This is a genomic window from Cyanobium sp. BA20m-14 (assembly GCF_024346295.1).
The window spans coordinates 1-17,309 of the sequence record NZ_JAGQCR010000041.1 but is presented as its reverse complement, the minus strand read 5'-3'; the positions used below and the strand labels follow the sequence as shown (position 1 = coordinate 17,309).

Annotated in this window: 20 protein-coding genes; 10 read left to right on the top strand and 10 right to left on the bottom strand. The window is 66.2% G+C overall.

Going from position 1 to position 17,309, the window contains the following annotated elements; all coding sequences use genetic code 11:
* Positions 1-118: 118 nt before the first annotated feature.
* On the bottom strand, positions 119-466 hold the full coding sequence (locus tag KBZ07_RS05900; protein ID WP_254930741.1) for a class I SAM-dependent methyltransferase: 348 nt from the start codon (positions 464-466) through the stop codon (positions 119-121).
* Positions 467-603: 137 nt separating this feature from the next.
* Here KBZ07_RS05900 and nadC point away from each other — a divergent pair, with 137 nt between their 5' ends.
* From nadC to argS, 5 genes are all read left to right on the top strand, one after another.
* Positions 604-1,482 (top strand): carboxylating nicotinate-nucleotide diphosphorylase, encoded by an 879-nt coding sequence (gene nadC / locus KBZ07_RS05895; protein ID WP_254930740.1) that lies wholly within the window; start codon positions 604-606, stop codon positions 1,480-1,482.
* 77 nt (positions 1,483-1,559) lie between these two features.
* Complete coding sequence (gene grrP, locus KBZ07_RS05890; RefSeq protein WP_254930739.1) at positions 1,560-2,570, top strand: extracellular substrate binding-like orphan protein GrrP; 1,011 nt, start codon at positions 1,560-1,562, stop codon at positions 2,568-2,570.
* Between the two features lie 21 nt (positions 2,571-2,591).
* On the top strand, positions 2,592-2,969 hold the full coding sequence (grrA, locus tag KBZ07_RS05885; RefSeq protein WP_254930738.1) for a GrrA/OscA1 family cyclophane-containing rSAM-modified RiPP: 378 nt from the start codon (positions 2,592-2,594) through the stop codon (positions 2,967-2,969).
* Positions 2,966-4,162 (top strand): cyclophane-forming radical SAM/SPASM peptide maturase GrrM/OscB, encoded by a 1,197-nt coding sequence (grrM, locus tag KBZ07_RS05880; protein ID WP_254930737.1) that lies wholly within the window; start codon positions 2,966-2,968, stop codon positions 4,160-4,162. The genes grrA and grrM overlap by 4 nt, the downstream gene beginning before the upstream one ends.
* A gap of 53 nt (positions 4,163-4,215) precedes the next feature.
* Complete coding sequence (argS, locus tag KBZ07_RS05875) at positions 4,216-6,030, top strand: arginine--tRNA ligase (protein WP_254930736.1); 1,815 nt, start codon at positions 4,216-4,218, stop codon at positions 6,028-6,030.
* A 12-nt stretch (positions 6,031-6,042) separates the two neighbouring features.
* On the opposite strand, the gene KBZ07_RS05870 is transcribed toward argS, so the two are convergent.
* Genes KBZ07_RS05870 through KBZ07_RS05860 form a run of 3 tightly spaced genes read right to left on the bottom strand, consistent with a single transcriptional unit; the run spans position 6,043 to position 9,232 of the window.
* A complete protein-coding gene (locus KBZ07_RS05870) occupies positions 6,043-6,825 on the bottom strand; it encodes a glycosyltransferase family 2 protein (RefSeq protein WP_254930735.1) in 783 nt (260 codons plus the stop codon).
* A gap of 12 nt (positions 6,826-6,837) precedes the next feature.
* On the bottom strand, positions 6,838-7,788 hold the full coding sequence (locus KBZ07_RS05865) for a glycosyltransferase family 32 protein (protein ID WP_254930734.1): 951 nt from the start codon (positions 7,786-7,788) through the stop codon (positions 6,838-6,840).
* Between the two features lie 10 nt (positions 7,789-7,798).
* Positions 7,799-9,232 carry an FAD-dependent oxidoreductase gene (locus KBZ07_RS05860; RefSeq protein ID WP_254930733.1) on the bottom strand — a complete coding sequence of 478 codons (1,434 nt, stop codon included), beginning with the start codon at positions 9,230-9,232 and terminating at the stop codon, positions 7,799-7,801.
* A gap of 85 nt (positions 9,233-9,317) precedes the next feature.
* On the opposite strand from KBZ07_RS05860, the gene KBZ07_RS05855 reads away from it, so the two are divergent.
* Genes KBZ07_RS05855 through KBZ07_RS05835 form a run of 5 tightly spaced genes read left to right on the top strand, consistent with a single transcriptional unit; the run spans position 9,318 to position 14,389 of the window.
* Complete coding sequence (locus KBZ07_RS05855) at positions 9,318-10,427, top strand: ABC transporter ATP-binding protein (RefSeq protein WP_254930732.1); 1,110 nt, start codon at positions 9,318-9,320, stop codon at positions 10,425-10,427.
* A gap of 16 nt (positions 10,428-10,443) precedes the next feature.
* A complete protein-coding gene (locus tag KBZ07_RS05850) occupies positions 10,444-11,622 on the top strand; it encodes a spermidine/putrescine ABC transporter substrate-binding protein (RefSeq protein ID WP_254930731.1) in 1,179 nt (392 codons plus the stop codon).
* 37 nt (positions 11,623-11,659) lie between these two features.
* Positions 11,660-12,508 carry an ABC transporter permease gene (locus tag KBZ07_RS05845; protein WP_254930730.1) on the top strand — a complete coding sequence of 283 codons (849 nt, stop codon included), beginning with the start codon at positions 11,660-11,662 and terminating at the stop codon, positions 12,506-12,508.
* Positions 12,505-13,329, top strand: a complete 825-nt coding sequence (locus tag KBZ07_RS05840) for an ABC transporter permease (RefSeq protein WP_254930729.1) — start codon at positions 12,505-12,507, stop codon at positions 13,327-13,329. The genes KBZ07_RS05845 and KBZ07_RS05840 overlap by 4 nt, the downstream gene beginning before the upstream one ends.
* Positions 13,307-14,389, top strand: a complete 1,083-nt coding sequence (locus KBZ07_RS05835; protein ID WP_254930728.1) for a histidinol-phosphate transaminase — start codon at positions 13,307-13,309, stop codon at positions 14,387-14,389. Before KBZ07_RS05840 ends, KBZ07_RS05835 begins: the two co-directional genes overlap by 23 nt.
* Here the strand turns inward: KBZ07_RS05835 and KBZ07_RS05830 are convergent.
* The 6 genes from KBZ07_RS05830 to KBZ07_RS05805 form a co-directional block, all read right to left on the bottom strand.
* Complete coding sequence (locus tag KBZ07_RS05830) at positions 14,386-15,138, bottom strand: MBL fold metallo-hydrolase (RefSeq protein ID WP_254930727.1); 753 nt, start codon at positions 15,136-15,138, stop codon at positions 14,386-14,388. The two genes, KBZ07_RS05835 and KBZ07_RS05830, sit on opposite strands and share 4 nt — an antisense overlap.
* Positions 15,139-15,162: 24 nt before the next feature.
* Positions 15,163-15,780 carry an aminodeoxychorismate/anthranilate synthase component II gene (locus KBZ07_RS05825; RefSeq protein ID WP_254930726.1) on the bottom strand — a complete coding sequence of 206 codons (618 nt, stop codon included), beginning with the start codon at positions 15,778-15,780 and terminating at the stop codon, positions 15,163-15,165.
* A gap of 26 nt (positions 15,781-15,806) precedes the next feature.
* Positions 15,807-16,256 (bottom strand): diacylglycerol kinase family protein, encoded by a 450-nt coding sequence (locus tag KBZ07_RS05820; RefSeq protein ID WP_396123939.1) that lies wholly within the window; start codon positions 16,254-16,256, stop codon positions 15,807-15,809.
* Entirely contained in the window at positions 16,253-16,768 is a 516-nt protein-coding gene (gene ybeY, locus KBZ07_RS05815) for an rRNA maturation RNase YbeY (protein WP_396123941.1), read from the bottom strand. The genes KBZ07_RS05820 and ybeY overlap by 4 nt, the downstream gene beginning before the upstream one ends.
* 6 nt (positions 16,769-16,774) lie before the next feature.
* Positions 16,775-16,933 carry a DUF3285 domain-containing protein gene (locus KBZ07_RS05810; protein WP_197152010.1) on the bottom strand — a complete coding sequence of 53 codons (159 nt, stop codon included), beginning with the start codon at positions 16,931-16,933 and terminating at the stop codon, positions 16,775-16,777.
* A partial coding sequence (locus KBZ07_RS05805; RefSeq protein WP_315860141.1) for a peptide chain release factor-like protein occupies positions 16,926-17,309 on the bottom strand: 384 nt, incomplete at its 5' end. The genes KBZ07_RS05810 and KBZ07_RS05805, both read right to left, overlap by 8 nt.

Genomic DNA, 17,309 nt, shown 5'->3' with positions numbered 1-17,309 from the left:
GTGCCAGCTGGCGGGCAGCTCCGCCAGCAACGCCTCGGCGTAGGGGTGGCGGCGTGCCTGGAGTTCCATGGTGTGGGCCGGATAGAGATGCACCGCCCGGCGGCTCACCCGCAGCAGCTCATGCAGTGCGCTGCGGTGCCAGTCCAGATCCAGCCCTGGTTTTCTCCATCAGCCCACCGGCCGAGCAGGGGGCGTAGCTGAACAGCAGGTGGCCGCTGAGCACCAGATCGAAGCTTTGATCGGCAAAGGGCAGATTTGGCAGGCTTGCGGCCAGGTAGCGCTCGCGATGGGCGTGCCGGTCCGCCAGGGCTTCGAGGTGTTCCTGGCGGCAGGCGTCCAGGTTGAAATCGGGCCGGATGGCGGAGCTGGTGGCCAGGGTGGCCATGGCGGCCTCCAGATCGGCCCGCAGCAGGGCCGAGAGCGATCCCGGCCCGCCCGGGCAATCCACCCGCGGGCGCCGCGCCACTGGGCCGGATCGAGGTTGAACATTGCCAGGGCCTGGCTGCCAAGCGGCCGAATAACACCACCTGGGCTAATTGCATGGTTGCTGCGCTGACCCAGCTGCACTGGCTCGCATGATGGGCAAACCGGTCACCTGTCGCCATGAACCTGTCGTTCACGCCTGCGCTTCAGGGCCAGCTGCGGGCCTGGCTGAACGAAGACATAGGCCGCGGCGACCTCACAGCGGCTGCGTTGGCTGGTCGCCCTGGCCGGGCCCACTGGCTCGCCAAGGCCGACGGGGTCTTCTGTGGCGGCGTGCTGGTGGAGCCTTTGTTCCGGCTGCTCGACCCCGCCGTGCGGGTGCGGCCGTTGGTGGCGGATGGGGAGACCGTGGGGATAGGCCAGCGGCTCCTGGAGCTCCAGGGCCCTGCGACGGCCCTGGTGGCCGCGGAGCGCACCGCCCTCAACCTGGCCATGCGTCTCTCCGGTATCGCCACCGCCACCGCGGCCCTGGTGCAGATGCTTGAGGGCACGGGGGTGGGGCTGGCGGATACGCGCAAGACCACCCCTGGCTTGCGGGTGCTGGAGAAATATGCGGTGCGCTGCGGGGGGGGAGTGAATCACCGCTTCGGGCTGGACGATGCGGCGATGCTCAAGGAAAACCACCTGGCCTGGGTGGGTGGGGTGGCAGGTGGGGTGGCCGGTGGTTTGGAGGCGGCGATTGCGGCGGTGCGGGCCAATGGGCCCTGGCCGGCCCGGGTGATCGTGGAGGCGGAAACGGGGGCTGAGGCGGCAGCGGCGGTGCGGGCCGGCGCCGATGGGGTGCTGCTCGATGAATTCACGCCTGGGCAGCTGGTGGAGCTGGTGCCCAGGCTGCGGGCCCTGGCCCAGGGGCGCGGGCTGGTGCTGGAGGCCTCCGGTGTGCAACCCGGCCAGATCCAGGCCTATGCAGCCAGCGGCATCGACCTGATTTCCACCAGTGCGCCGATCACCCGCAGCCCCTGGCTGGATCTGAGCATGCGCTTTGACCGGGACAGCTGAAGTTTGAGCTTTGGGGCTGGTCCATGGGAATCGGCACCTGCCCTCTCCATACTGGCTCCAGTTTGGATCGAGGCTGGGTGGCGAAACAAACCATTGGCGCAGGCGCCCCACCCCCTGCTCCTGGCCGGCTGGCGCGGGGTTGCCGGCGTCAGCTGGGCCTGGCCCTGGCTGCCCTGGGGCTGTTGGCTGCCAGCCCTGCCGCTGCCCTTGCCGAGGGGGCCGTGCAGCGGGCCGCCCGAACCGGCGAATTGGTACTGACCGGTTTTGCCGATGTTCCCCCCCTGGTGTTTGCCGATGGCCAGGGAAAATCCGTCGGCTATGGGCTGCTGGTGGCCGATCGGATCGCGGCGGAACTCTCCACAGCGGTGGGCCGGCCGGTGAAGGTGCGGTTTGCGCCCGTGGCTGATCCGGCCAGTTTGGTCACCAGCCTTACTGCCGGCAAGGCAGCCCTGGCCTGCGGGCTGCCGTTCAGCTGGGAGCTGGACACCCATGTGGACTTTTCCTTGCCCATCGGGCTCTCCGGGCTGCGGTTACTGGCACCGGTTGGTCGCTTTGACGGCACCCCGGCAGCCCTGGCGAGTCGCAGGATCGGCGTGGTGCGCCAATCCCTTGGCGAAACAGACCTGCGGGGCATGCAGCCAAGGGCGATCCCCGTGCCCTTCAATAACCTCCAGGAGGCGGTGGCGGCCCTGAAGGCAGGCACGGTGGAGGGTGTCATGGGCGACACCTTTGTGCTTGCCGGCCTGGTGCGTCAACAGGCCCTGACGGGCCTGACTCTCACCCCCGACTTCCCCTTTGAGGCCTACGCCGTTAGCTGTGTGATGGCGCAGAACGACTCCGCCTTCCGGGATCTGGTCAACCTCACCATTGCCCGGTTGTTGCAGGGGTATCTCGATGGTCAGCCCGATACGGTTGCCGCGGTGAATCGCTGGCTGGGCCCTGGCAGCGCCGTCGGGCTCCCGGAGAACGTGGTTCGTGCCAGCTTCGAAGCGGTGCTGCTGGGTGTGGAGTCGATCCGTCCCATCCCTGCCGGCCAACCAACAAGTTCTTCTGCCGTTTTGGGTTCTCCTCTGACCGCCCAGCGCTGATCCCCCTCCCCCTTAGCTCCCATGGCGATTCCTAACCGTTCCTATCTATTTGGTCTGCTGCTGCTGGCCTCCCTGCCGGTCGATGGGGCCGCGGCTCTGGCTGTGGCCAATGCCCAGGGATCTGCGGCGCTGCCGGGCCCGCCCCTCAGCATTGAGGAGAGACTCAGCCGCATTGCGGCGGCCGTGCAGCAGCGGGGTGGGGTCGACGAGGCCCCGCGGGGTGAGCTCTCCTACGTGTTCGTCAATGGCAATGGGCTGGGCTGGGGCAATGGCGGTTTCCGCAACGGTGGCTTTTACAACGGCGGCTTTGCTAACGGCGGCTTCGGTAATGGTGGATTCCGCAATGGGGGCTTTCGCAATGGCGGCTTCCTTAACGGTGGCGGCCGCTACTGGCGTTGATTCCGATCCCGGCCGCTGATCTGGAGGCCCCGGGCCCGGGGGGCTATGGGCCGGTCAGGCTGCTGGTGGTGCAGCCCACCCCCTTCTGCAATCTCGATTGCGACTACTGCTATCTGCCCGATCGGGGCGACCGCAGCCGCTTGCCGCTGGCGGTGCTGGAGGCAGCTGTGGAGCGGGTGCTGGAGAGCCCCTATTTCGACGGGGAGTTCACCCTGCTCTGGCATGCGGGCGAACCGCTGATGGCGCCGATTGCTTTCTACGACGAGGCCACCCAGCGGATCGGCCGGCTCCTGGAGGGGCGCGGTTTGCCGGCCAGCACGGTCGTGCAGTCGCTGCAAACCAATGCCACCACGATTGATGGGGCCTGGTGCGATTGCTTTGAGCGCAATGGCATCCACGTGGGCGTGAGCATGGATGGGCCAGCCTTCCTGCACGACGCCCACCGCGTCACCCGCACCGGCCTGCCCACTCATGCCGCCGTGATGCGGGGCATCGACTGGCTAGCCCGGCGGCGGATTCCCTTTCAGGTGATCTGCGTGCTCACGGCCGATGCCCTCGACCATGCCGACGCCATCGTCGATTTCTTCCTGCAGAACGGCATCGGGGATGTGGGCTTCAACATGGAGGAAACCGAGGGGGCCAACACCCATTCGAGCCTCGATGGGGGGCCGCTGGGGCGGGAGCTGCTGGAGCAGCGCTACCGGGCCTTCATGGCCCGTATCTGGCAGCGCAGCCGCCAGCAGCCCGGCCGCCTCCGCATTCGGGAATTCGACGGCATCGCCACCATTGCCTGCAGCACGGCCCGCATGGTTCAAACCGACATGAACACTCCGTTTGTGATCGTCAACGTCGATGCCCGGGGCAATGCTTCCACTTTTGATCCGGAGTTGCTCTCGGTGGCCACCGCCGAATACGGCGACTTTTCGTTTGGCAATGTGCTGCAAGATAGCCTCGAAGCCCTTGCCGCCAGCGCCAAGTTTCGCCGGGTGGAGGCGGAGATCCGCGCCGGGGTGGAGCTCTGTCGCAGCAGCTGTGGGCACTTCGGGCTGTGCGGCGGCGGCACGGGGAGCAACAAGTACTGGGAGCACGGCCACTTCGATTGTAGCCAAACCCAGCACTGCCGCTATCGCATCCAGTTGGTGGCCGACGTTGTGCTGGAGGGCCTGGAGCAGGAGCTGGGACTGCTGGCCTGATCCGGTGGCCTGCGGGGGATGATCGATGGGCACCCTGCCCCTGTTCGGCTGCCATGCTCTGCATCGCCCAGATCCTGAACGGCCAACTGCGTGCGGCGATGGAGCGGGCCTTCCCCGAGGCGGCGCAGCTGGCCCGTTCGGCGGGGCAGGCCCTCGATCCCCAGCTGGCACCTGCCTCTAAGCCGGAATTCGGCGATTTCCAGGCCAATGGGGCCCTGCCCCTGGCCAAGCCCCTGGGCCAGCCACCCCGGGCCATCGCCCAGGCGATCGTGGCGCAATTGGCCAGCGAGCCGGCCTTTGGCCAGCTGTGCCTGGAGCCGGTGATCGCCGGCCCCGGCTTCATCAACCTCACCCTGCGCCCCGAGCGGCTGGCGGCGGAGGTGGGGGCCCGGCTGGCCGATCCGCGCCTGGGGGTGCCGGTTGGGGCCAACCAGGGAGCCGGCCTGGGGGTTAGTGCGGGCCCGGTGATCGTGGATTTCTCCAGCCCCAACATCGCCAAGGAGATGCATGTGGGGCACCTGCGCTCCACGATCATTGGCGACTGCCTGGCCCGGGTGCTGGAGTTCCGCGGCCACCCGGTGCTGCGGCTCAACCATGTGGGCGATTGGGGCACCCAGTTTGGAATGCTCATTACCCACCTCAAGCAGGTGGCGCCAGACGCGCTGGAGCACCCCGATGCGGTTGACCTGGGCGATCTGGTGGCCTTCTACCGCCAGGCCAAAGCCCGCTTCGACGCTGACGAGGATTTCCAGGCCACTGCGCGCGAAGAGGTGGTGAAGCTGCAGGGGGGCGACCCGGTGTCGCTCAAGGCCTGGGGATTGCTCTGTGAGCAGAGCCGGCGCGAATTCCAGCAGATCTATGACCGCCTCGATATTCGTCTTGTCGAGCGCGGCGAGTCTTTCTACAACCCCTATCTGCAGAAGGTGGTTGACGACCTCAGCGCTGCCACTTTGCTGGTTACCGACGACGGGGCCCGCTGCGTGTTCCTCGAGGGCATGAGCGGTAAGGACGGCAAGCCCCTGCCGCTGATCGTGCAGAAGCGTGATGGCGGCTTCAACTACGCCAGCACCGATCTGGCGGCGATCCGCTATCGCTTCTCCCAGGCAGGCGATGGCGCCAGCCGCGTGATCTATGCAACAGACGCGGGCCAGGCCAGCCACTTCGCCGGGGTGTTCCAGGTGGCCCGCCGCGCCGGTTGGATTCCCCAGGGCACCAGCGTGGAGCATGTGCCCTTTGGCCTGGTGCAGGGCGACGATGGCAAGAAGCTCAAGACCCGCTCCGGTGACACGGTGCGCCTCAAGGACCTGCTCGATGGGGCGGTGCAGCGGGCCGAGGCCGACCTGCGCCTGCGCCTGGCCGAGGAAGGGCGCACAGAGGATGGGGCTTTCATCCAGCACGTGGCCCACACCGTGGGCCTGGCGGCGGTGAAGTACGCCGACCTCTCAACCAACCGGATCACCAACTATCAGTTCAGTTTTGATCGCATGCTGGCCCTGACGGGCAACACGGCCCCCTACCTCCTGTATGCGGTGGTGCGGATCGCCGGCATCGCCCGCAAGGGTGGCGATCTGGAGGCCGCAGCCGCCGCTCACCTCACCTTCACCGAAGCCCAGGAGTGGGCCCTGGTGCGGGAGCTGCTCAAGCTGGATGCGGTGATCGCCGAGGTGGAGGAGGAGTTGCTGCCCAATCGGCTCTGCAGCTATCTGTTTGAACTCAGCCAGGTTTTCAACCGCTTCTACGACCAGGTGCCGGTGCTCAAGGCCGAAGAGCCCTCCCGCAGCTCACGGCTGGCCCTTTGCCGCCTCACCACAGGCACCCTCAAGTTGGGGTTGGGTTTGCTCGGGATCCCCACCTTGGAGCGGATGTGACTTGAAATTGCCTCAGCGCCTGACTGGGGTGGATGCTTCCGGGCCTGAGTCGTAGTGAGCCGCGCAGTACTTGAAGAACACTTCTAGGGCGACCAGTAGGCTGTACAAGAATCCTTCGGCACCACTAAGGAATGAGAGCTTGATAAAATAAAGATTTAGAAAGCGTGGCACGGCATGGATGAGTCCGGCGGCTACGCCGGAGCGAGATCTTGAGTCGCGCAGTTTGATTGCGGCAAGCTGGGAATATTGCGCAAGTTTTAGCAGGCTCTGGTGAATAGACCTGCGCGAGTGATGGATCAGTCGTGTGCGGAAAAGCTGTGTTCGTGCCGCTGCGCGCAGGATGGCTCCCTCGTGAACTTGTCCTTCAAAGCCAACTAAATCACTGACTTTAAATAGGCGGGGAATTCCCTTCGTTTGGTGAATGCCTTTAAGGTGTTTGCCAAAGACATAATCTTCCCAGCGGACAAGGCCTCGATTTATTGCTCCTTGGCCCACCGCGGCGCGGATTTCTTCGGCTAATTTTGGCGGGATAATTTCGTCACAGTCTAGGAAAAAGATGTAATCACATTCGCAATAATTTAGGGCGCGATTGCGTTGAATCGCGAATCCCTGCCAGTCCGAGTGGTGGTAAACCTCAACCCCTATGGACTCGGCAATACTGGTGGTTGAGTCGGTACTGCCGGCATCGATGACGAGAATCTGGTCTGCAAATTTAGCCGAATCTAGGCAGTTGGCAATTGTGCTGGCTTCATTGAAGGCAAGGATCGCAATGCATAATTTGTGTAGGGTCGGCATTTTTGATGGTGCTTAACAAGTTTCAGGGCTAATGGCTCGATGACTCTTTTGTTCGATTGTCCAGTGGCCTTCGGCCTTGTCGATGTATTGAAAGAATTTATTTGAGAAGTTTCCCTGCAGGCAGGTATGCCGGGAGAAGCGCCAGCTATGTTCGTGCTCTGAGAGCACTGCTTGGAATACGGTTGGACCGGTTATTTCGTATATATTGTCGCTTTGAGGGTTCTCGATACGACGAAGAACTTCTTCGATTAGGGCCTTGATAATTGGATGTTCCTGCCTACTTGCTATGAAGTAATTTGTAGCGCCGCCGTCTTTGTATCGCAAGAACAGCGCGCTTGATGCGGCTGGTATAATTCTGTTTAAGGGCCAGACTAGGTGGGCGTCGATATCCATGTAAACGCCACCATATTTATAGAGCACTAGCAATCGCCAGAGATCTGACTGGGCAGCTCCAATGGTCAGCCTGTTGTAAAGGCGCGAGGTCTCTCCGGGGAAGTGGTTCTCCACGAAGTCTTTGCGCATCTCCGTGGTGTGAAACTTGTAGTCGTAGCCTGGGCTTAATAGTCGATTGCACAGCCAGCTGGCCTTGATTGGCAGGGTAACTCTATTTGTGTAGTTGGTTTGCCAAACTATTTTTGGCATGGCCTTGGAGAGGGCCTTGGAGAGGGTCTTGGAGTGGGGCTTGGCATTGCTGCTAGCTGAGCCGATTGGTTTATTGACGGAGCTTCTTAGCAGGAATCGCTGATTTGGGAATAGCCAGTAGTGTAGGTAAAATATGGGCCGCAACCCATTGGCCAAAAACTTAATTCCTCGCCCGCCAAGGTAGGCCGCGATGGCATCACGCTTTGACTGGCCAGGCACAATATTCAACAAGCAGAGATCCTCCTTTGTGAAAATTTTTGCCAGAGTCCCCTGCCGCCTCCTGGGCGTGATCCAATTGGGCGGCGCAACACTCTTGCGCAACAGGCTGGCATCAGCTGCTCTCGAAATCCCGATCGTTGGCCCAGGTTTGGGTTGTCCCTTTGCCCTTGCAAGCCAGCTCCTGCACCTGTTCACTGGCGGCCAGCCCCGCCTCGATTGCCCCCTCGAAATAGCCAGGCCAGCGGCGGGCAGCTTCGGTGCCGGCCCACACCACCCTGCCGTGGGGTTGTTGCCACACCGGTCCGTAGCGGCTCCAGGCGCCGGGGCTCAAGAAGCAGGTGAAGGCGCCGCCGCTCCAGCTCTCCCCGTTCCAGTTGTGCAGCACCAGCTCGCTGGGTTCGGCGGCCTCCGGGCCCCACAGCAGGGCCAGATCCTGCAGCACGACGCGGCGCCGTTCGGCCTCCGGTAGGCGCTGCCAGGCCACGGCCCGGTCGCCGGCGATGAAGCAGCTCAGCTGGCCCGGGCCGTCTGGGGGTGAGCTGTCGACGCTGAGCTCCAGGGCGGGCAGGTTGCCGATACCGAGGCCATTGAGGCCCCGCTCGCGCCAGAAGGGCCGCGGATAGAGGGCCAGCACCTTCACCATCGAGCCCATGGGCGAGCGCTGCAGCAGGCCCTGCCATTCCGGCGGCAGCGCTGGGCTGAAGCGGATTCCCAATCGCAGCGGGGGCGGGATCGCAACCACCACCGCCGCCGCCGTGATCCGATCCCCCTCGCCAAAGGTCACCCGCACGCCCCCACCGTTTTGCTCGATCGCCCCTACCGGCGCCCCCAGCTGGATCAGCGGTCCCAGCTCGGCCGCCAGCCGCTCGGCCACCTGGGCCGCCCCCCCATGCACCAGCCAGGCCTCCGGTGTTTCCTGCTGGGGTGCAACGGCCTGGCTCCAGGCCAGGTGCAGGATCGAGCTCTCGTGGGGTTCAAAGCCGCCCGATCCCCCCATCCGCGCCAGCCAGGCCAGCGGGTAGCGGGCCAGTTGGCAGGCCCCCTGGCGCCCTAGCCAGCCAGCGATGCTGAGCTGGTCGAGCTCGGCGGCAGCAGGGCCGCCCCAGGGCTGCCCTGGGGGCACCTGGGCCACCAGCTGCTGAAAGCGCTGTTGCAGGGCCAGGGCCTCAGCCACCTCACCAGCCGGCAGGCCCAGTTGTTCCGGCCGGAAGAACAGCAGGCTGGAGTCAAAGTCGTGTTCAACGCCAGCCCGATGGGCCGTGCCGTTCCAGTGGAAAATCCCTTCGCCTGCGTAATAGGTGGGGTAGCGCTGCAGGCCAAATTCCCCCAGCAGCTCAATCAGGCGCTGGTGCGTGGCGCCCACCCACTGGCCGCCCAGATCCAGCGGCAGGCCCATGGCGCTGGGGCGGCCCCACATCCTGCCGCCGCAGCGTTGCCGTGCCTCCAGCAACCGCACTTGCAGGCCCCGCCGATGCAGGTCGCGGGCGCAGACCAGCCCGGAGAGGCCGGCGCCCACCACCACCACATCGACCGTGCCAGTTCCCATTGAATAGGTGCCCAGAAGCCCAGATGAACAGTGCCACTGGCAAGGGATTGCTAAACAGGTGCGCCGGTGCGCGCCAGTTTTGCCCTTGAACCCTGGCACGCTCCAGCCCGATCGCCAAGCTCCGCTGCAGCAGCCGGGGGATAGGGCCGTCATTGAGCTCGAGAAGGTCAGCCGTCGTTTTGGCGGCCAATCCAGCGGCCAATTGGGTGGCCAATTGGGCGGCCAATTCGCAGTGGAGGAGCTCAGCCTCTCGATCGGCCCGGGGGAATTCTTTTCCCTGCTGGGCCCCTCCGGCAGCGGTAAGTCCACCACCCTGCGCCTGATCGCCGGCTTCGAGCACCCCGATGGGGGGCGGATCCGCCTGCAGGGCCTGGATCTCACCGGGGCCCCGCCGCACCGCCGCCCCGTGAACATGGTGTTTCAGAACTATGCCCTCTTCCCCCACCTCGATGTGTGGGACAACGTGGCCTTTGGCCCCCGCTCCCAGCGGTTGGCGGCGCCGCAGATCCGTCGCCGTGTGGGGGAGATCCTCGAAGTGGTGCGGCTTTCGGAGCTGGCACGCCGGCGTCCCCACGAGCTTTCCGGTGGCCAGCAACAGCGGGTGGCGCTGGCGCGGGCGCTGGTGAACGCCCCTGCGGCCCTGCTGCTCGATGAACCGCTCGGGGCCCTCGACCCCGACCTGCGCCGCTTGATGCGGGCGGAGCTGCAGCGCATCCAGCGGGAGCTGGGCATCACCTTCCTGCTCGTCACCCACGACCGGGAAGAGGCCCTCAGCCTCAGCGACCGGCTGGCGGTGCTGCACCAGGGAAGGCTGGAGCAGGTGGGCACGCCGCGCCAGCTCTATGACCGCCCCTGCAGCGCCGTGGTGGCCACCTTCCTGGGGGCCGCCAACCTGCTGCCGGATGGTTCGGCTGGGGGCCTGCGGCTGCTGCGGCCCGAGCGGCTGCGGCTGAGTGAAACGCCACCCCAGCAGGGGGAGTGCGGGCTGCGGGCCCAGGTGCGGGCGCTGGCCTTCCAAGGGGCCACGGTGGAGGTGCGCCTGGCCGGCAGAGATGGTTTGGCTGGCAGAGATGGTCTGGCCCTGATCGCCATCGACACCAGCGCCAACCTGCCGGAGAATCTGCGCGTTGGCTCCGAGCTCTGGTGTCGTTGGAACCACGCCGATACCCATCGGTTGGCTGACTGCCCGCCCTGATCGTTGCTTTGACCTGATGCCAGCCCAGTTGCCCCTCCCATCCAGTCAGTCCGGCCGTCGGCTCTTTCTGCAGCGTCTGGCCGCCACTGCCGCCGGTGCGGTGCTGGCACCCACCCTGCTGCAGGCCTGCAAGGGGAGTGGGAATGGCAGTGGCAGTGGCAGTGGGAGTGGAAGTGGGGAGTTGGTGATCTCCACCTTCCCCCTGTATATCGATCCCGATGCCCCCGGCGCCCCGGGCAGCGTGAGCCGCTTCCGCCGGGACACCGGTATCCAGTTGCGCTACCTGGAAGACCTCAACGACACCCGCCAGTTCTTTGCCCGGATCCGCCCCCAGCTGGCCGCCGGTCGGCCCCTGGTTCAGGACCTGATGGTGCTGCCCTCCTGGATGGCGCAGCGGTTGATTGGCCTGGGCTGGCTGGAGCCCCTACCCCTGGCCCAGGTGCCCAACATCCGCAACCTGGTCCCCTATCTGGCCAATCCCCCCTGGGATCCGCAACAGCGTTACAGCCTGCCCTGGCAGTCGGGTATTGCCGGCATCGCCTACAACATCAAGGCCACCGGCCGGGAGCTGGCCCGCATCGATGACCTGTTCGATCCGGCCCTGCGGGGGCGGGTGTCGGCCCTGCTGGAGATGCGCGACACGATGGGCCTGCTGATGCTGGCCGACGGCCAGGACATCAGCCAGCCCACCTGGGCGGCTGCCCAGCCCAGCTTTGCTCGCCTGGAGCAGGCCCGCAAAGACGGCCAGATCCGCCGCTTCACCGGCAACGACTATCAAAACGATCTGCTGGCCGGCAACCTGGCGGCCTGCATCGGCTGGTCAGGTGATGTGGCCCAGCTGGTTCTCGAGCAGCCCGACCTGCGCTTCGTGGTGCCAGAAAGCGGCGGCGTGCTCTGGTCTGACGTGATGCTGATGCCGAAGGGCGCCCAGCACCGCCGCGAGGCAGCGGCCTGGATGAACTGGGTCTATGAGCCGGTGGAGGCGGCCCGCATCGCCGCCGCCGTGCAGTACATCTCGCCGGTGGTGGGGGTGCGCCAGCAGTTGGCCAAGGATCCGGCCACCGCCGCCCTGGCAGCCAATGAACTGATGTTCCCGGATGCGGCGATGCAGCAGCGGCTGCACAGCTTCGGTCCGCTCAGTGAGAGCGAAGAAGCCCGTTGGGAGGAGCGCTTTGCCAGCATCACCGAGGGCTGAGGCCGCAGCCAGGGCCAGGCGCTTCTGGCCCTGGCTGATGCTGGCGCCCGGCCTGCTGTGGCTGCTGGGGCTTTACCTGCTCCCCCTGCTGGGCCTGGTGCCGCTGTCGCTGTCGGAGCCGCTCAGCCGCTTCGGGCTGGAGACGGTGTTTCGCGGTCGACTGGCCACCTATCTGGAGGTGCTGCAGGCCTACGGCCCGATCCTCTGGCGCTCGTTTGGCTACGCCGCCAGCGCCACCGCCATCGGCCTGCTGCTGGCCTATCCGCTCGCCTTCGCCATCCGCTTCCGCGGCGGCCGCTGGCAGCCCCTGCTGATCGGCCTGGTGGTGTTGCCTTCGCTCACCTCCTACCTGGTGCGGGCGATCGCCTGGACCAGCCTGCTGGGCGACAATGGGCCGGTGCTGGCGCTGCTGCAGAGCCTGGATCTCACCGCGGCGTTCAACGGCCTGGGGCTGCTGCGGGACGGTCGGCTGTTGAACACTCCCACCGCGGTGATCCTGGGGCTGCTTACCAACCAGCTGCCGTTTCTGGTGTTGCCGCTGGTGCTGGCGATGGAGCGGATCCAGCCCTGCCTGCTGGAGGCCGCTGCCGATCTCCACGCCGGAGCCTGGCGGCGCTTCACCCAGGTGGTGTGGCCCCTGTCCCGCCCTGGCCTGGCCGCCGGCATCCTGCTGGGCCTGATCCCCGCCGCCGGCGATGTGGTCAACCCCCTGTTCCTCGGTGGCCCGAATGAGCGGATGGTCGCCAACACGATCGACAACCTGCTTTTGGTGCAGCTGCAGGCGCCGCGGGCGGCGGCGCTCACCCTGGTGTTGATGGCCCTGGTAACCCTGGCGGTGCTGGTGCAGCTGCGGGGCCGTGGTCTCGACGAGCTGCCGCTGCCATGAACCGCATCGGCAACGTGCTGCTGGCCGCCTCCAGTGCCCTGACCTTCGCCCTGCTCTACGCGCCGGTGGCCGTCACGGTGCTGTTCAGCTTCAACGCCCCGCGCGGCCGTTTCAACCTGCTGTGGCAGGGCTTCACCCTGGCCAACTGGCGCCATCCCCTGGGCGATCCGGCCCTCACCGAGGCCTTCCTTACCAGTTTGGCCCTGGCCCTGGCGGCTGCCCTGCTGGCGGTGCTGCTCGGGGGGCTGATGGCCCTCTCCCTTGCCCGGGCGCGGCTGCGCGGCAGGCGGGTGATCGGGCTGCTGGTGGCCCTGCCGCTCACCAATCCGGAGATCGTGCTGGCCACGGCCCTGCTGAATCTGTTTGTGGGGATCGATCTGCCCCGGGGCCCGCTCACCCTGCTGCTCTCCCACAGCCTGTTCTGCCTCAGCTACGCGGCCCTCACCCTCAAGGCCAGGCTGGCGGGCTTCGATCCGAGCCTGGAGCAGGCGGCCCAGGATCTCGGCGCGCCGCCGCTTGAGGCCTTTGCCCGCGTCACCCTGCCGCTGCTGGCGCCGGGGCTGCTGGCGGCCGGGTTGCTCTCCTTTTCCCTGTCCTTTGACGACTTCGTGATCAGCAGCTTCATGGCCGGTGAGACGGTCACCTTGCCCCTCTATCTGGCCGGTGCTTTCCAGCGGGAGATCTCCCCCCAGGTCCAGGTGCTGACCACCCTGGTGCTGCTGGTCAGCGCGGCGTTGCTGCTGCTGGCCACGCTCAGTGGTATGCCTACGCTGCGCAAAGCTGTCGACCTGCCGCGCCGTGACCCATTCGGCAGACCTTGACGCCCCCCCTGCCCGCCCGGAGGTAGAAAGCCTCCGCGCCTACAGCGCTCCGCTGGAGGGGAGGCGGGGCCTGCTGCGACTCGATTTCAATGAGAACACCGTGGGCCCGAGCCCCCACGTGGTGGCGGCGATCCGGGCGATCCCGGCGGATCAGTACGCCATCTATCCCGAATACGACGGCCTGCGGGAGGCGGTGCTGGCGAACCTGGCCCTGCCCTTGGCGCCCAGCCAGATCGGCCTGTTCAACGGGGTGGATGCGGCGATCCACGCCATCTTTCACGCCTACGGGTCCCGGGGCGACACCCTGCTCACCACCAGCCCCACCTTCGGCTACTACAGCCCCTGCGCCCAGATGCAGGGCATGGCGATCGAGGCGATTCCCTATCACCTGCCGGATTTCGCCTTCCCGCTCGAGGAGATCCGCGCCGCCCTGGGGCAGGGGCCTCGCCTGCTGCTGATCTGCAACCCCAACAACCCCACGGGCACTCGGCTGGCGCCTGAAAGGATCCTGGAGTTCGCGGCCACGGCGGCCCAGACCCTGGTGGTGGTGGATGAGCTCTACGAGGCCTTCACGGGCGACAGCGTGCTGCCGGTGGCCGACTTTGCGGCCACCCCCAACCTGGTGGTGCTGCGCTCCCTGGCCAAAACTGCCGGTCTGGCGGGTTTGCGCATCGGCTTTGCCATCGGTGCGGCAGCGGTGATCGACCGCATCAGCCGGGTCGTGGGCCCCTATGACATCAACAGTTTTGCGGTGACAGCTGCTCTGGCGGCTTTGGCAGACCAGCCCTATGTGGATGGCTATGTGGCCGAAGTGCGCCTGGCCCGCGCCTGGCTGGTGCAGCAGCTGCGGGGGGCCGGCGTGCGGCACCACGCCGACGGCGGCAACTACCTACTGATCTGGCCCGAGCTGCCCCCTGAGCAGGTGGAGCAGCGGCTGCGGCAGGAGGGCATCCTGGTGCGCTCGATGGCGGACAAGCCGCTAATTGCAGGTTCGCTGCGGGTGAGTATTGGAACCCTCGAGCAGATGGAGCAGTTCTGGGCGGCCTACGCCGCGATCTAGCGCATCACTTCGATCACCATGCCCTCGCCCAGCTTGGCGGGCAGGCTGAGGGTGCGACCCGGACGCTTCACCGGGGTGCCGGCCATGGCATCGAGGAAGGGCTGCAGGGAGCCCTGGTCGCAGTCTTTCGGGGTGGTTTTGCCACTGACGTATTGCACCGGGATCACCCGGCGGGGCTTCAGCTCACGCACCACCTCGGCCGCCTCGGCCCCGGTGTAGACCTTGGCGCCGCCTCCCACGCCGATGATCAGTACGTCGGGCCTGCCCAGCATCACCTTGTCGGAGGGGCTGAGCCGGGCCGCCGTGCCGCCCAGGTGGGCAAAGTCAAGGCCACCCTGGCGCCAGCGCCAGAGGGTGGCCTGGCCAAAGCGCCGGCCCCCGACACGGTCGTGGGGGCCGGCGATGCCCTCGATCTTCAGGCCACCCACCTTGTAGGAGCCAGGATCCACCAGCATCTTGCCCTTGGCCACATTTGCGCCCTCATCCAGCAGGCGGCTGCTGGCCAGCACCACGGTGGCACTCACCCTGGGTTCGGCCAGCCCAGCCGCACAGGCCACGGCCTTGAAGGGGTTGACCAGCACGCTGGCACCGCCACCACTGATCAGCAGGGCGCTGTGGCCGTAGCTGGTGATGGTCACCCCCGTTGAGGCCAGGGCGGGGCCAGTGGCCAGCAAGGCAGGGCCAAGTAAGGCAGTGCCCAATAAGGCAGTGCCCAGGCTGAGGGCGCCGATGGTGGGCAGCAGACGCATGGCGGAGCGGCAGTCGCCGTGACGCTAACCCAGCTGATCTGGGCGAGCTGGCTGGCTGGCCTGGCGCAGGAAGTTGGCCAGCAACTGGTGGCCCTGCTGGGTGAGCACGCTTTCGGGGTGAAACTGCACCCCCTGCAGGTGAGGGAAAGCTCGGTGGCGCAGGCCCATGATCGTGCCGTCATCCAGCCAGGCGGTGATCTCCAGGCAGTCGGGCAGGCTTTCGCGTTCGGCGATCAGGCTGTGATAGCGGGTTGCGGTGAGGGGGTTGGCCAGGCCCTCAAACACCCCCTGGCCGCTGTGGTGAACTGGCGAGGTTTTGCCGTGCATCAGCTCCCTGGCCCGCACCACCCTGCCCCCATACACCTGGGCGATCGACTGGTGACCCAGGCACACCCCCAGGGTCGGCACCGAGGGGCTCAGCTGTCTCAGCACTTCCAGGCAAACTCCCGATTGATTCGGGTCGCCGGGCCCCGGTGAAATCAAGATGGCGGCGGGGGCCAGCTCGCGGATCTGCTCCAGGCTGAGGGCGTCGTTGCGCTCCACCCGCAGATCGGCGGCGATGGGATGGTCTGGTGCCAGTTCGCCTAGATATTGCACCAGGTTGAAGGTGAAGCTGTCGTAGTTGTCCAGAACGAGGAGCATCAGGGAGGTTCCTTAGGGAAGTTCCTTCAGAACCCCAGCCTGGCCACCAGGGGCGGCACCAGCAGCAACATGGCGATCATCAATGACGAGATGGAGGCCACCAGCACGGCCGCGGCGGCGCAGTCCTTGGCGATCCGGGCCAGGGGGTGGAACTTGCGGCCGATGGCCAGATCCACCACCGCTTCGGTGGCCGTATTGAGCAGCTCCAGCACCAGCACGGCCGCCACCGTGAGCACCAGCACCGCCAGCTGGGAAGTGGGTAGCTGCAGCCACAGCCCCAGGCCAAACACCCCAGCTCCGGTGATCACGTGGATGCGGAAGTTGCGTTGGCTGGTAAATCCGTAGGCCAGGCCCTGGGCCGCATAGCGAAAGCTCGCCGGCAGGTCTCCAGCCACCTTCCAGGCGCTGGCGCGAAGGCGCCGGTGATGACGCTCGGCCATGGGGTCTTGGCGCGGTAGGGGGAGCAGGTTGGTCATGGTTCCGGCCGCACCTTAACGAGCTCCTCCTGGCGCGCCAGCATGGCTGCCAATTTGGCCTCATCGGGGTGGTCCCAGCCCAGGAGGTGCAGCAGGCCATGGCTGGCCAGAAACAGCAGTTCCTCTTCCAGGTTGTGGCCGTGCTGGGCCGCCTGGCGGGCGGCGGTTTCAACCGAGATCACGATGTCGCCCAGCTCCAGGGGGCCAGGTATGGCCAGGGGGGGCAGGTCGTCGAGGCCCGCTTCCTGGGCGGCAAAGGCCAGCACATCGGTGGGGCCTTGCTGCTGGCGCCAATCGTTGTTCAGGGCTGCGATCTCCCCATCGCCCACCAGGCTCAGGCCCAGGCTGTAGGCGGGGGCGCAGAGCTCGGGCGGCAGTTCGGCGGCCAGCTGGACCAGCCAGCTCTCGATGTGTTCGGCCCAGCCTTCAGTGTGCCTGGCCCAGGTCGCGGTACCAGCCAGCAGCCCCGCCTCCAGATCCGGATCGGCGAAGTAGGCCAGGTCCAGATCCAGCACAGCTCAGCCCCCCGGCAGTTGGGGGCGGCCCAACCAGGCGATCAGCACCAGAAACCCGGAGAGCCCCAGGGCCGTGAGGCCGAAGTGGAACAAGCTCTGGCGGCCCTTGCGCACCATGTTGCGCATAGCCAGCTTGATGAAACTGGGGTTTTCGTCAGCCATCGCCGCCCGCTCCGACTTCGACACCCGCGTGCAGCAGGCTCTGGATGAAGGGGTCCAGGTCGCCGTCCATCACGCCCTGCACGTCGGTGGTTTCCTGCTGGGTGCGCAGATCCTTCACCATCTGGTATGGATGAAATACGTAATTGCGGATCTGGTTGCCCCAGGCAGCTTCCACGATATCGCCGCGGATGTCTGCAATCTCGGAGGCGCGCTGTTCCTGGGCAATCACCAGCAGCTTGGCCATCAGCAGGGCCATGGCCTTTTCTTTGTTTTGCAGCTGGGAGCGCTCCTGGGTGCAGCGCACGGCCAGGCCTGTTGGGATGTGCAGGATGCGCACGGCCGTTTCCACCTTGTTGACGTTCTGGCCGCCGGCACC

What these genes read in the sequence shown, in the direction of transcription:
- nadC (WP_254930740.1), top strand. Translation starts at nt 604, where the DNA reads ATGAACCTGTCGTTCACGCCTGCGCTTCAGGGCCAGCTGCGGGCCTGG.
- grrA (WP_254930738.1), top strand. Translation starts at nt 2,592, where the DNA reads ATGGCGATTCCTAACCGTTCCTATCTATTTGGTCTGCTGCTGCTGGCC.
- argS (WP_254930736.1), top strand. Translation starts at nt 4,216, where the DNA reads ATGCTCTGCATCGCCCAGATCCTGAACGGCCAACTGCGTGCGGCGATG.
- KBZ07_RS05870 (WP_254930735.1), bottom strand. Translation starts at nt 6,825, where the DNA reads ATGCCGACCCTACACAAATTATGCATTGCGATCCTTGCCTTCAATGAA.
- KBZ07_RS05860 (WP_254930733.1), bottom strand. Translation starts at nt 9,232, where the DNA reads ATGGGAACTGGCACGGTCGATGTGGTGGTGGTGGGCGCCGGCCTCTCC.
- KBZ07_RS05850 (WP_254930731.1), top strand. Translation starts at nt 10,444, where the DNA reads ATGCCAGCCCAGTTGCCCCTCCCATCCAGTCAGTCCGGCCGTCGGCTC.
- KBZ07_RS05845 (WP_254930730.1), top strand. Translation starts at nt 11,660, where the DNA reads ATGCTGGCGCCCGGCCTGCTGTGGCTGCTGGGGCTTTACCTGCTCCCC.
- KBZ07_RS05840 (WP_254930729.1), top strand. Translation starts at nt 12,505, where the DNA reads ATGAACCGCATCGGCAACGTGCTGCTGGCCGCCTCCAGTGCCCTGACC.
- KBZ07_RS05830 (WP_254930727.1), bottom strand. Translation starts at nt 15,138, where the DNA reads ATGCGTCTGCTGCCCACCATCGGCGCCCTCAGCCTGGGCACTGCCTTA.
- KBZ07_RS05825 (WP_254930726.1), bottom strand. Translation starts at nt 15,780, where the DNA reads ATGCTCCTCGTTCTGGACAACTACGACAGCTTCACCTTCAACCTGGTG.
- KBZ07_RS05820 (WP_396123939.1), bottom strand. Translation starts at nt 16,256, where the DNA reads ATGACCAACCTGCTCCCCCTACCGCGCCAAGACCCCATGGCCGAGCGT.
- KBZ07_RS05810 (WP_197152010.1), bottom strand. Translation starts at nt 16,933, where the DNA reads ATGGCTGACGAAAACCCCAGTTTCATCAAGCTGGCTATGCGCAACATG.